A 12,580-nucleotide genomic window follows, 5' to 3' on the forward strand; every position below is an offset into this window, starting at 1 on the left:
TTATGCTTAAGATCAAGAGCAACGTCAGCAAGCTGACAAAGAGCACGCATTAAAGAGAGAGTCAAAAGCAGAGCACCTACCAGTGTATAGCTCTTGATCTTTCTTTATGCGTATGCCACTCCGTGGCGTGCTCTTGCTCTTGCTTCTGTCACGTAGTGACGTTAAGACATAACCAATCAGGGACCACCAAATGTCAGATGATGACATCATCAGAATTCCAGACCTAAGATCAACAGCGATTCACAGCATCACAATACGTAGAGGTTTAGCAAGGAAGATAATTAGTAATCGTGGGAATTACAAGGCTCTATACAACATATCCCTCACTCAACAGTTAACCTTGCAGACAGTAGGTTATATCTCTAGGTTAGACCTTCGAGAGATTGAGATAGCAAGAGCTAACTAGACAGTGACGATGCTCCTCACCTTATTGCTTTGCCTTCAATACACTCAGCTAGTAATCCTCCAGATTAAGCAGGACTACAGCATGACCGCTATAGCACTCAATACCATAAGCTATTCACTCTCCTTAATTTTAATCATCCGAAACAGAGTCAGACAATGAAATTCACACAAGAAGACAAGACAGAATATATTGAGACAAACTCCCATTGCGTGCTAGCTAAGCGCTTGGGAATTAGTATGCTCACCTTGGACACCTATGCCGATGAACAAGGATGGAAAGAGGAACACCGTATCTATTGGCATGACAAATCAATTGAGATATTGAAACAAGAGCTAGTGAACGGAAACATCAGTGCCGTGAAAGAAATGCTTAAGGTCACAGGTAGCGTAAGACCAGTAGGACGACCACGTAAATTAGAGGTTGAGCGTGAAGTGGCCATTGGCAAACGCATTGACGAAGAATTTGCGGCAGACATTCGAAGAATGAACGGAAAATGACATACAAAGAAGGATAATTATTTATTAACAAGGGAGGGGTGCATTGGCTTTGAGCCAACACATTCAAATCAACGATACTTCATAACTAAGTAAATCTTTAATAAATACATAACAATGAACCGAACAACCAGTGCTACAACAACCAATATTACAGCACCTAAAATCTTCTGTTTAAATACGGCTATGCCCACAGCTGCAATTAGCGCTGAAACCATCAGCCAATTACATATAAATCCCACAGGATGATAGCCTGCCGCTGCCCTGATCACTGAAGCCAAGCGGGAATCATCAACACCCATTGCGAACACCTCTTGATATTTCAAGCATGATCATTGGACACCAGTAGCGTCACCCTAGGCTTGCGTAGAAGCCTTCATAAGCCTACAGGACAGCGCCTGCTACGTCCGTTTGCGCAATGGACTTATAGCGTAAAGCCACTACAATATCAAGACGAGGCAAGCCCCTCGCATTCGATGCTTTAAATTGGAGCGCTACAGTGGATAGTCCTACACCTCAAGATTTCACTCACTATGTCCAAGCTTTAAAGCAGCTCAAAGAGCTCACCACGGTCAGTAATCCATGGATACCTGTGTGGTCGGCTGTAGTAGGTGGTTTAATTGCGTCAATCCCAACAACTATAGGAGCATTGTACAGAGCACGCTCAACACGAAAGTCAGTAGAAGCCTCCATATCTGCTGAGATTGCAAATATAGCGTCAATGATTAGAAAGCGAAACTACTTAAATCTACTAAAAGAAATACGCAGTGAACTTATTGAAATTAACAATCAAATTGCAAGCGTTCACGACAACGATGAAACCTCTCCCAACTTCTGCTCTCGAGCAATTACGGTTACAATATCAGCTGACTACTATAAAATATACAAAGCGAACCTAGACAAGCTAGGAGTTATCAACGATAAAAAATTACTTAAAATAGTGAGCTTTTATAGTCATCTTGAGTCAGTAATGCTGGACGTAAAACCAGAAGGAAATCTTGGCAAAGGAGGCTCCGTCGAAGACTACACCGAAGTGATCATTTTTCTTGAAGACGCTCTAAAGTTAGCAGATGAACTTAGCACTCAGACAAACGGAGTTTCTCCTAGAAATTCAGAAGCACCATTGCATACATAAGCACCCCACCCCACACCCCCTGCCCCACCCCTAGAGAGACGCCCTCCCGCGCTACAGCAGCACACAGAGCGCTCAGGATTCACCACAGAGCGTAGGGTGTTGAGCGTGGCCGATAGGCGTACCCGCCTCACAGCAGGCACGTAGCTCAGTTGGTTAGACAGCCTGCCCTTGTGAGGTACGAACAACGGGCAAGGGAGTGAGCCTGCGAACGTACCACCACCTAGACAAGATAGTGAACGAGCCATGTATATCAATGGGTTAGCTTGAGTCGTTCACAAAACTGAGTGTGAACAGGGGAAGGTATAGGTGTACGTTCACATTGCCTTGTGTGAATGAACCCTATAATTTGTGAACGTTTTCTTAGGCAAAGAAAAAGGGGAACCCTTTCGGATTCCCCCTCACACCGCCCAGCAGAGCGGATTTTGTTTGGTAGGCGCGATTGGACTCGAACCAACGACCCCCACCATGTCAAGGTGGTGCTCTAACCAACTGAGCTACGTGCCTGCTGTGAGGCGGCATTCTACGGAATTCCCGAGGGCTGTCAACACCTTTTTTGCAGCTAACCCTATGAATATGCGAATTTTTTATTTTTGACCCAGGCAACCGTATTTTCCAGGTGGCTGGCAGCGGATTTTCAACTGAGGTAGGATCGGCGCACTCGTAAAAAATATAAAACAGAGGTTCCAGAATGGCGAACACCCCCTATCCCCAGTCGTATTACGCCGCATCGGCGAATGCGGTTCCGCCCCGCCCTGCGCTGCAAGGTGAAGTCGAAACCGATGTGTGCGTGATTGGTGCCGGCTATACCGGCCTCTCCAGCGCTCTGTTCCTGCTGGAAAACGGGTTTCGCGTGACGGTGCTGGAAGCCGCCAAGGTGGGTTTTGGCGCCTCTGGCCGCAATGGCGGCCAGATCGTCAACAGCTACAGCCGTGATATCGATGTGATCGAGCGCACCGTCGGTCCCCAGCAAGCGCAGCTACTGGGACAGATGGCCTTTGAAGGCGGCAGGATCATTCGTGAGCGGGTGGCCAAGTACCAGATTCAGTGCGACCTGAAAGACGGCGGTGTATTCGCCGCATTGAATAGCAAACACATGGGCCACCTGGAGTCTCAAAAGCGCCTGTGGGAGCGCTACGGCCACACTCAACTGGAACTGCTGGACGAGCGCCGTATTCGCGAAGTGGTCGCCTGCGACAATTATGTGGGTGGTCTGCTGGACATGAGCGGCGGGCACATTCATCCACTCAACCTGGCACTGGGTGAAGCCGCTGCGGTGGAATCCCTCGGCGGCACGATCCATGAGCAGTCAGCCGCCATACGGATTGAACGCGGCGCCAATCCGGTGGTGCACACCGCGCAAGGCAAGGTCAGGGCCAAGTTCATTATTGTGGCCGGCAATGCCTACCTGGGGAATCTTGTGCCGGAGCTGGCAGCCAAGTCCATGCCCTGTGGCACGCAAGTCATCACCACCGCGCCGTTGGGTGATGAATTGGCCAAGACCCTGTTACCCCAGGATTACTGCGTTGAAGACTGCAACTACCTGCTGGACTACTACCGCCTCACCAGCGACAAGCGCCTGATCTTCGGCGGCGGCGTGGTGTATGGCGCGCGGGACCCGGCCAACATTGAGGCGATCATCCGCCCGAAAATGCTCAAGGCCTTCCCGCAACTCAAAGACGTGAAAATTGATTACGCCTGGACCGGCAATTTCCTGCTGACCCTGTCACGCCTGCCACAAGTGGGCCGACTGGGCGACAACATCTATTACTCCCAGGGCTGCAGTGGCCACGGCGTGACCTACACCCACTTGGCGGGCAAGGTCCTGGCAGAAGCCTTGCGTGGCCAGGCCGAGCGTTTTGATGCGTTTGCCGGTCTGCCACACTACCCGTTCCCGGGTGGGCAAATGCTGCGCACGCCATTCGCGGCACTGGGCGCCTGGTACTACGGATTGCGCGACAAACTTGGGTTTTGATCAGCGTCTAAACCCGGATAAGAGCGGCGTTAGAGTTGGTCGCGTGCAATGCCGCTGCGAATGCGCAAGATGTCGGCCAGTACGGCAAGGGCAATTTCCGCCGGCGTCTTGCTGCCCAGGTTCAGACCAATTGGCGCGTGGATCCGCGCCAATTGCGCATCACTCAAGCCACCGATCCTGCGCAACCGCTCAAAGCGCTTTTGCGACGTCTGCATTGACCCCATCACACCGATGTAAAACGCTTCAGTACGCACCGCTTCCATCATCGCCAGGTCGTCGATGCGCGGATCGTGGGTGAGGGCCACCACCGCCGTATCACGGTGACAGCCACCGCCTTCGATGAACACCGACGGTAACTGACGACTAATTTCCACGTTGTTCAGCACTACACCTTCCAGCACCTCATCGCGGGGATCGCAAAGTATCACCTCGAAACCCAAGCCTACGGCAAACTCCGCACAGGCCTGGGCGACGCTGGAGTACCCGGCCAACAACAGACGTTGCGCCGCCCCGACCCGCACGCGCACTCGATCGATCTCACGTTCGACACGCCCGCCCTGCTCCGTATCAGCGAACAGGCTGCGCGCACCGCTGGCCAAATCAATCTCGCGAACCAACCGGCGCTGCCCCAGCAACGCGGACTCGAGCTCCCGCAGGTGGGCCTGAACGGTGCAATCGGCTTCCAGTCTCTCCACGAGTACGTCAAGTATGCCGCCACAGGGCAAACTTACCCGGGAACGTGGGTCATCGCCCTCGCCATAGCGAACCACGTTGACCGCCTCCGGAAAGGCGCCCTCAGCGACCCGCGCCAGAAAGTCGTCCTCGACACAGCCACCGGACAGCGAGCCAATCCATTGCCCTTCGGCGTTCACGGCCAACAATGAACCCGGCGCGCGAGGCGCCGAGCCATAGGTGGCAAGCACGGTACACAGCCAAACACACTGGCCCGCCATCGACCACTCCAGCGCCCGCCGCATCACTTGCAGATCGAGATGCTGCATATCAGTGTGCCTTGTGCTCGGGCGGCGGCGCGTCAGCTTGCAGCTTTTGCACATCGCTGAGCGCCAGCTCTGCCGACTGTCCACCCCAACCTTGCCGCAGATAGTTGAGCAGGTCCGTCAGTTGTTCGGGGCTGAGTTTGTCCGCAAACCCCGGCATCGGCTGCATACGCTCGAACCCGACAAAAGCCTGTTCGCCGATCCCATCCTCAATCACCCGCAATAGATTGCGCGGGTCTTCCAGGCGCAACGTGGTGTTACCGCGCATGGCCACCGCGATATGCGGCTTACCCTCGCCGCCCGGCGCATGGCAACCGGCACAGACGTTCAGGTAATCCTGACGACCGCGCTGAGCGCTGGCACCCATTTTATCCAGCGGCACTTCGGCCACCCTGTTCGCAGCCGGTGGTTGATCACCGAGCAGGAACGTCGCCATGGCGGCCAGGTCCGGGTCACTGAGGCCTTGAGTGCTGTTATGGAACACCGGGAACATCTCGTTGAACATCGTGCCCTGGGCGCTCATGCCGTGTTTGAGGAACGAGCTCAAGTCCTGATGATTCCAGCCGCGAGCCGCCAGGTCATTGGCCAGCAAACTCGGCGCCAGATAGCCGTTGAGCAAGCCGCCCGTCAGGCGTTTGTCTTGCTGCATCGCGCCAGGCAGGCCGCGTGGGGTATGGCACTCGCCGCAGTGGCCAAGCACTTCGACCATGTACTGGCCGCGCTTGAAGGCTTCACTTTTGCCCTCGGTAGGCGCCAGTTTCACGTCCTTGCCGTAGAGCATATTCCAGCCCATCAAACCCAGGCGCACGTTGAATGGAAAGCTCAGGCGGGTGACGGGCGCCGCACGTTCGATGGGCGCGACGGTTTTCAGGTACGCGTGAATCGCGTCCGAATCCTCACGAGGCATCAGGTGATACGAGGTGTAGGGCATCGCCGGGTACAGGTTCGCGCCGTCCCGGCGCTTGCCTTCGGTAAGTGCCGCGAAGAATTCGTCATCGCTGTACAGACCGATGCCATGCTCTTTGCTCGGCGTGATATTGGTGCCGTAGATCGTGCCGAACGGCGAGACAATCGGCAGACCGCCCGCATACGGCGCGCCACCGGGCGCGGTGTGGCAAGCCATGCAATCAGCCGCGCGGGCGAGGTATTCGCCACGCTTGACCTGATCATCCGCGTGAACCAGCAACACCGGCGCAGCCAGGCCAACCGCCAACGCCAGGCGGGAAAGTAGATGCTTCATGCTTAACCCTCCTTGACCAGGCCGAGATCGGTCAGCACGTTGCGGGTCGCGCTGTAGTAACGCACGTAGCCGGTGCAACGGCAGATGTGATGACCGAGGCTGTCCTCGATGACTTTTTCCAGCTGACTTTTAACGATGGGCTGGCGCTGAAGTTTTTCCACCAGCACCGTCGCTGCGTTGACGAAACCTGGCGCGCAGTAGCTGCACTGGAACGCGAATTCATCGACAAAACGCTGCTGGATCGGATTCAGTTCGGTGACCTTGCCCTGCTCGTCGCGGGTCGCGTGGCCTTCGATGGTCCGCACTTTCTTGCCTTCGAAGTAATGCGCGCCAGTGATGCAGGTGCGCACTTCTTCGCTGGTGCCGTCCGGGTTATCGACGATCACCACACAGGCGTGGCAAATGCCTTGGCCACAGCCCAGACGCGAGCCGGTCAGGTTTTTGTATTCGTGCAGGTAGTCGATCATCGGCAGGTCATCAGGGATGTCCACCGGGCCGACGGATTGACCGTTGAGGGTCAGTTGAAACGGACGGTTAGCCATTGAGGGCCTCCTTGATGCGTGCAGAAGTGATAGGCAGGTCGCGGACACGTTTGCCGATGGCGTGGGCCACGGCGTTACCGATGGCGCCGACGATCGGGATCATCACCACTTCGGCAATGCCCTTGGACGGGTCGCTCGGCGACAGCGGCGGCAGGATCTCAGCCGTCTGATTCCAGACCGCAACGTGCCGGGCCATTGGCAAACGGTAACGGTTGAAGTTCCAGTCACCCTCCCCCGGCCCGCCTTCGTACAGCGGCATCTCTTCCATCAACGCATGGCCGATGCCCATGGCAATCCCGCCTTCGAGCTGACCCTTGACCAGCTCTTCCACCAGCACCCGACCGCACTCGACCCACGAATGATGGTTAAGCACTTGCACTTCGGCCGAGCCCTTGTTCACTTTCAATTCCACCAGCGTCGCAACCGGGCTGTAGTAAGTCACCGCCGCGTTGTTCAACTGGGTGTCCGGGTAGTGGACGTTCTGGCGATCCAGCAGATGGAAACCGGCGCTGGTCATCTGCGCCTTTTTCGCCTTCGGCGCACCATCGCCGTACTTAACCGCCAGCCCATCCAGCGGCAGACGTTCGCGCACACCGTCGATACTGAACTCGGCCTCGGCCCAGCTCCAGCGGTTGAAGCCGTGCACGGTCGCGCCGGTCACCAAGCCTTTTTCGTGGGCGTGTTTCGCCAACTGCTCGAAGCTCAACGGCTGCATGCCGTTGGCAGTGAGCTTGCCGTCGACCCAATGCGCATCTTCGCGGCGCACCACATAAGGATTGGCCTGGCCGCCGTAAGGACCTTGGCCCCAGATCTGCAGTGCCGACGGCCACAAGCCGTGATTGAACAGCACACGCGCTGCTTCACGGGTGGCGTGACTGAAGTAATAAGCGGAGTTGGTCGCCGACGAGGCCGACGCCAGTTTGCCAACCCAACGAGGATTGCGTAGAAAACCGTCCTGCTCAGCCTGGCTCATGATGTACGGGTTGCCACCGGTGATGAGCTGCAACTCTTTCCATTCGGTTTCACCGGTCTTCACTTCAGTGGCCGGGATGCCGATGAAATCGGCCACCACCAAAGCTTGGGAGGTGGACATGCCAGTGCCGATTTCGATGCCGATATGGCGCAGGGTCACGTGCCCCTCAGCGGTGAATTCGATGCTGGCCATCGGCGCCTCGGAACCGGTGCCGAAGTCTTTCTGGCAAATGGCAAAGCCGACGCCATACCAGTTGTCCGGGTCTGCCGCTTCGCGCTGTTGCTTGATCGCATCGCGGTTCTTCCAGACTTCGTGGACGGCAGCCTTGTCGAGCATCTCATGCAGGCGCAACGCACCTGCCGGGATCGCGCCCTGGGTGTTTTTCATCCCCGAGACCATGGCATTTTTCTTGCGCAGGTCGATCGCATCAATGCCCAGTCGAGCGGCAATTTCGTCGACCATCATCTCGGTCGACGCCATGCTTTGCAGGGTGCCATAGCCACGCATCGACCCCGCTTCAACGGCGCGGGAATGGTAGGCCGTGACCTGCAAATCGTTCTGCGGCATGTAATAGATCGACTGCGCCGCCGTAGCGCCAACCGCCGCCACCGAAGGGCTGTAGTTGATCCGCCCGCCGCCGTCGACACTCATCTCGGCGCGGAAAATCTTGAAACTGTGATCGGTCTTGTCCACTGCCAATTGGTAGCGAATGTCGAACGAGTGGCGCTTGATGCCACTCTGGAATTGCTCATAGCGATCATTGGCCAAACGCACCGGCACACCGGCGCCGTACAACGCGGCCAGGGCTGCGTAGTAGACGAAGATGTTGTGGTCCTTGGAGCCGTAGCCGACGGTGTAACCAGGGTGCATGTTCAGGTTGGCCAGGCCGAAACGCGACGGCGCGATCATCTTCGCGGTTTCGGTGGCGGCTTCCAGCGGGCACTGGGTAGCAACGACAAAGTGCAGGGTCTTGGTTGCCGGATCGTACCAGCCGTTGCCGTTATCCGGCTCCATGGCGGCCGGTTCAATCGACGGGGTTTTGTAGCGTTCGTCGAACACCAGCCAAGTGTCTGGCGGCGAGTCGATCTGCTGCTTCATGCGATCTGCGTAGAACAAACCACGCTCGGTCAGGTTGCCGTGCAGGTTCGGCTGGGAATTCCACACGGGGCGACGGTTGCGCAGCATCGGGAACAGGATCGAATCCTTGAGGCTGGCAAACTCATCCTCGTCCGCCGAGGTCGCACCGCCGACGCGCACGTAGCGGAAACTGCCATAGGGATCGCCTTCGTAGAACGGCACCTGGGCGCCGTAACGAATCGCTTTGTCGTTGAACTTGAGTTTGGCCTTGGCCTGGCGGAAGCGCTCGAAGTCGTTCCAGATCAGGATCGCCACCGGGTGACCAATGAACATCGCCACCTTGCCTTCCGGCAGCAGCGGATCAGGTGCGTGCTCTTCCGGGAAGACGATGCCGTCCTTGTCCAGGTCGGCGGCGGTGACGATGCGGTCAGGTTGCAAATCAGCGCCGAGCCACGACAGGTCGTAGCCTGCGTAGATGCGATCGGCCTTGGTGATTTTCAGCAGCATGGCGTGGCCCTGCTGCTCGGGCCAGCCCGGCATGTCCTTGGAACGGATGTCGCGAGCAAAGACTTTGCTGCCGCAGACCTTGGACAAGGCATCGTTGCGCATACGCGCCTTGCCGTTGTTACCAAGCCATTGCTCGGACGGCACGGTGACGCTGTTTTCCATCAAGGCCCCCAGCGCCTGGCTGCTGAGCGGAGTGAGCGTCACGCTCACTCCCGCCACTACGCCGCCCTGGAGGAACGAACGTCGGGATATATCACGGTTGGACATGGATCATCCTCCAGACGGTTATAAGTCCGCCCTTGTGGTTATGTTTTTAATATTTTCGGGTCTTGCAGAGGCTTTTTTTGGGAGAGACAAGGAGGCAACAGCCAAAAGCTGACCAAGAGGTTAATTTTATAGGTTTCTGTCAGCGCACGAAACCACTTGTTACAAAAGCCACCCAGCAACACATAAACCAACGAGCACAACCCGACAGCCGCAGATACACCGCATGGGAAAGAGCTTGATGAAAAATTGAGAGTAGTCGACAGCCGCCAGGCAGGCCGCATGGAAAGGAGGGAAATACCAAATCGCAGACACAAAAAACCCCGGTCTTTCGACCAGGGTCTTTGCTATCGATCCAATCAAGCCAGTGGCTTTCCTTGGCGTCTCAGGGCGTTCAGTGGGCCCTGGAACAGATATGGCGCAGCGGACGGGACTCGAACCCGCGACCCCCGGCGTGACAGGCCGGTATTCTAACCGACTGAACTACCGCTGCGTATCGCTCAGACTTGCGTCTGTTTGAACCTTCAAGACTGGCTGAAGTGTCACCTTCAACCGCCTTTAAACATCTGACTGATCAGCCTTGGCTTTTCAATCTCAGGATCAAATCATCGACCCTGGAAAATATGGCGCAGCGGACGGGACTCGAACCCGCGACCCCCGGCGTGACAGGCCGGTATTCTAACCGACTGAACTACCGCTGCGCGTCGGTGCAACCTTTAACGTTGCGTCTTGCCCTAAGGCAAAACTCTCAAGAAGTGGTGGGTGATGACGGGATCGAACCGCCGACCCTCTGCTTGTAAGGCAGATGCTCTCCCAGCTGAGCTAATCACCCTTTGCTTCGTTGAGGCCGCGAAATTTACGCAGGTGGCAGACCTAAGTCAATAGCCTGCTTGAAGTTTTTCTGAAAAAGACAAAATAGCGTCAAGAACGTCGCCGCCCTTACTCGCTGTAAATCATCTTCTTGCTCATCCCGCCGTCCACCACAAACTCCTGCCCCGTGACAAACCCGGCGCCGCGCGACAACAACCACGCCACCATCGCCGCCACGTCCTCCACGGTCCCTACCCTGCCAGCCGGGTGCTGAGCGTGATCAGCATCCGTCAGCGGCTCGGCACGGCGTGCAGCAGGGTCACGGGCGTCGATCCAGCCAGGGCTGACGGCATTGACCCGCACCTCCGGCCCCAGGCTGATGGCCAACGCGTGAGTCAGGGCCAATAAACCGCCCTTGCTCGCCGCGTAGGCCTCGGTATCGGGCTCCGATTGGCGGGCACGGGTCGACGCCAGATTGACGATGGCACCGCCATGAGCCCGCAGGTACGGCGCACAATGTTTGGCCAGCAACATCGGCCCGCCGAGATTGACCGCCATGACCCGGTTCCAGTACGCAAGGTCCAGGCTTTCCAGGGTAATGTTGCGCGGATCAGCCACCGCTGCGTTGCACACCAGCGCATCCAGGCGCCCGAACTGGCCGAGCACTTCGGCAACCCCCAGGGCCACCTGCTGCTCGTCGGCCACGTCCATGGTGATAAACCAGGCGTTCTCCCCCAGCACCTTGGACACCTTGGAACCGCGCTCGCGATCCAGATCCGTCAACACCACCTGCCAGCCTTCGCTGACCAGCCAGGCAGCGATGCCCAGGCCGATGCCCCGCGCTGCACCGGTCACCAGCGCAACCCGACCGTTACTCGCCCCCGCCGCTTCCATGGACCACTCGATCACAAGGCTGCCAGCCCGCGGGCCAGGTCTGCCTGCAAGTCAGCCACATCTTCCAGACCGACCGCGATGCGAATCAGGCTGTCACGAATCCCCGCAGCTTCCCGTTCCTGCGGCGCAAGGCGACCGTGGGAAGTGGTGCTTGGGTGGGTGATGGTGGTTTTGCTGTCCCCCAGGTTAGCGGTAATGGAGATCAGCCGGGTCGCGTCGATAAAGCGCCAGGCGCCCTCTTTGCCGCCCTTGACCTCAAAACTTACCACCGCACCAAAGCCGCGCTGCTGGCGCTGCGCCAACTCGTGTTGCGGGTGGCTCTTGAGACCGGCGTAATGGACCTTCTCGATACCGTCCTGCTGCTCCAGCCACTCGGCCAGCGCCTGGGCATTGGCACAATGGGCCTTCATCCGCAGGCTGAGGGTTTCCAAGCCTTTGAGGAAGATCCAGGCATTGAACGGGCTCAGGGTCGGGCCAGCCGTGCGCAAGAAGCCCACCACTTCCTTCATCTGCTCGCTTGCGCCTGCGACCACACCGCCCATGCAACGGCCTTGGCCGTCAATGAACTTGGTGGCCGAATGCACGACGATGTCCGCGCCCAGCTTCAGCGGCTGTTGCAGGGCCGGGGTGCAGAAGCAGTTGTCCACCACCAGCATCGCACCCTTGGCGTGGGCTACTTCAGCCAACGCGGCGATGTCCACCAATTCAGCCAACGGGTTGGACGGCGACTCGACAAACAGCAGCTTGGTATTGGCCTTGATTGCTGCATCCCAGCCGGACAGCTCAGCCAGCGGCACGTAATCCACCTCAATGCCAAAACGCTTGAAGTACTTCTCGAACAGGCTGATGGTCGAACCAAACACGCTGCGAGACACCAGCACGTGGTCGCCAGCGCTGCACAGGCTCATGACCACCGCCAGGATGGCCGCCATGCCCGTTGCAGTAGCAACGGCTTGCTCAGCCCCTTCCAGCGCCGCGATACGTTCTTCGAACGCCCGCACAGTGGGGTTGGTGTAGCGCGAATAAACGTTGCCCGGCACTTCACCGGCAAAGCGCGCCGCAGCATCGGCTGCGGTGCGGAAAACATAGCTGGAAGTGAAGAACATCGGATCACCGTGTTCGCCTTCCGGCGTGCGGTGCTGGCCGGCGCGCACAGCCAGGGTATCGAAAGCTACGCCATCGAGGTCGCTGTCCAACCGACCGGCATCCCATTCCTGACTCATGCTGCCACTCCTCAACTCAATGCTTTATCAAAGATACAAAACCGG

Annotated in this window: 10 protein-coding genes and 4 tRNA genes; 3 read left to right on the plus strand and 11 right to left on the minus strand. The window is 57.3% G+C overall.

Annotation, left to right across the window (positions count from 1 at the left end):
* Positions 1–561: 561 nt before the first annotated feature.
* Positions 562–903 carry a hypothetical protein gene (locus J7E41_RS14070; RefSeq protein ID WP_214993723.1) on the plus strand — a complete coding sequence of 114 codons (342 nt, stop codon included), beginning with the start codon at positions 562–564 and terminating at the stop codon, positions 901–903.
* A gap of 68 nt (positions 904–971) precedes the next feature.
* Here the strand turns inward: J7E41_RS14070 and J7E41_RS14075 are convergent, their stop codons facing one another.
* Entirely contained in the window at positions 972–1,202 is a 231-nt protein-coding gene (locus J7E41_RS14075) for a hypothetical protein (protein ID WP_214993724.1), read from the minus strand.
* 197 nt (positions 1,203–1,399) lie between these two features.
* Here J7E41_RS14075 and J7E41_RS14080 point away from each other — a divergent pair, with 197 nt between their 5' ends.
* Positions 1,400–2,035: a hypothetical protein gene (locus J7E41_RS14080; protein WP_214993725.1), complete on the plus strand. Its 636-nt coding sequence runs from the start codon at positions 1,400–1,402 to the stop codon at positions 2,033–2,035.
* Between the two features lie 427 nt (positions 2,036–2,462).
* Here J7E41_RS14080 and J7E41_RS14085 read toward each other — a convergent pair.
* Positions 2,463–2,539, minus strand: a tRNA-Val gene (locus J7E41_RS14085).
* Between the two features lie 184 nt (positions 2,540–2,723).
* Here J7E41_RS14085 and J7E41_RS14090 point away from each other — a divergent pair.
* Positions 2,724–4,007, plus strand: coding sequence for an NAD(P)/FAD-dependent oxidoreductase (locus tag J7E41_RS14090; RefSeq protein WP_214993726.1), 1,284 nt, complete (start codon positions 2,724–2,726; stop codon positions 4,005–4,007).
* 29 nt (positions 4,008–4,036) lie between these two features.
* Here the strand turns inward: J7E41_RS14090 and J7E41_RS14095 are convergent, their stop codons facing one another.
* The 9 genes from J7E41_RS14095 to J7E41_RS14135 form a co-directional block, all read right to left on the minus strand.
* A complete protein-coding gene (locus J7E41_RS14095) occupies positions 4,037–5,008 on the minus strand; it encodes an XdhC family protein (protein ID WP_214993727.1) in 972 nt (323 codons plus the stop codon).
* A 1-nt stretch (position 5,009) separates the two neighbouring features.
* A complete protein-coding gene (locus J7E41_RS14100) occupies positions 5,010–6,245 on the minus strand; it encodes a cytochrome c (RefSeq protein WP_214993728.1) in 1,236 nt (411 codons plus the stop codon).
* Between the two features lie 2 nt (positions 6,246–6,247).
* On the minus strand, positions 6,248–6,787 hold the full coding sequence (locus J7E41_RS14105) for a (2Fe-2S)-binding protein (RefSeq protein ID WP_123403637.1): 540 nt from the start codon (positions 6,785–6,787) through the stop codon (positions 6,248–6,250).
* Positions 6,780–9,611, minus strand: a complete 2,832-nt coding sequence (locus tag J7E41_RS14110) for a xanthine dehydrogenase family protein molybdopterin-binding subunit (RefSeq protein WP_214993731.1) — start codon at positions 9,609–9,611, stop codon at positions 6,780–6,782. Before J7E41_RS14110 ends, J7E41_RS14105 begins: the two co-directional genes overlap by 8 nt.
* A gap of 413 nt (positions 9,612–10,024) precedes the next feature.
* Positions 10,025–10,101, minus strand: a tRNA-Asp gene (locus J7E41_RS14115).
* A 131-nt stretch (positions 10,102–10,232) separates the two neighbouring features.
* Positions 10,233–10,309, minus strand: a tRNA-Asp gene (locus J7E41_RS14120).
* 55 nt (positions 10,310–10,364) lie between these two features.
* Positions 10,365–10,440, minus strand: a tRNA-Val gene (locus J7E41_RS14125).
* Between the two features lie 107 nt (positions 10,441–10,547).
* A complete protein-coding gene (locus J7E41_RS14130) occupies positions 10,548–11,312 on the minus strand; it encodes an SDR family oxidoreductase (protein WP_214994186.1) in 765 nt (254 codons plus the stop codon).
* 11 nt (positions 11,313–11,323) lie between these two features.
* Positions 11,324–12,535, minus strand: coding sequence for an O-succinylhomoserine sulfhydrylase (locus tag J7E41_RS14135; protein WP_214993733.1), 1,212 nt, complete (start codon positions 12,533–12,535; stop codon positions 11,324–11,326).
* Positions 12,536–12,580: the final 45 nt, after the last annotated feature.

The sequence above is a fragment of the Pseudomonas fluorescens genome (assembly GCF_018614655.1).
GTDB classification, from domain to species: Bacteria; Pseudomonadota; Gammaproteobacteria; order Pseudomonadales; family Pseudomonadaceae; genus Aquipseudomonas; species Aquipseudomonas fluorescens_BX.

What these genes read in the sequence shown, in the direction of transcription:
- J7E41_RS14105 (WP_123403637.1), bottom strand. Translation starts at nt 6,787, where the DNA reads ATGGCTAACCGTCCGTTTCAACTGACCCTCAACGGTCAATCCGTCGGC.
- J7E41_RS14130 (WP_214994186.1), bottom strand. Translation starts at nt 11,312, where the DNA reads ATGGAAGCGGCGGGGGCGAGTAACGGTCGGGTTGCGCTGGTGACCGGT.
- J7E41_RS14110 (WP_214993731.1), bottom strand. Translation starts at nt 9,611, where the DNA reads ATGTCCAACCGTGATATATCCCGACGTTCGTTCCTCCAGGGCGGCGTA.
- J7E41_RS14095 (WP_214993727.1), bottom strand. Translation starts at nt 5,008, where the DNA reads ATGCAGCATCTCGATCTGCAAGTGATGCGGCGGGCGCTGGAGTGGTCG.
- J7E41_RS14100 (WP_214993728.1), bottom strand. Translation starts at nt 6,245, where the DNA reads ATGAAGCATCTACTTTCCCGCCTGGCGTTGGCGGTTGGCCTGGCTGCG.
- J7E41_RS14075 (WP_214993724.1), bottom strand. Translation starts at nt 1,202, where the DNA reads ATGGGTGTTGATGATTCCCGCTTGGCTTCAGTGATCAGGGCAGCGGCA.
- J7E41_RS14070 (WP_214993723.1), top strand. Translation starts at nt 562, where the DNA reads ATGAAATTCACACAAGAAGACAAGACAGAATATATTGAGACAAACTCC.
- J7E41_RS14135 (WP_214993733.1), bottom strand. Translation starts at nt 12,535, where the DNA reads ATGAGTCAGGAATGGGATGCCGGTCGGTTGGACAGCGACCTCGATGGC.
- J7E41_RS14090 (WP_214993726.1), top strand. Translation starts at nt 2,724, where the DNA reads ATGGCGAACACCCCCTATCCCCAGTCGTATTACGCCGCATCGGCGAAT.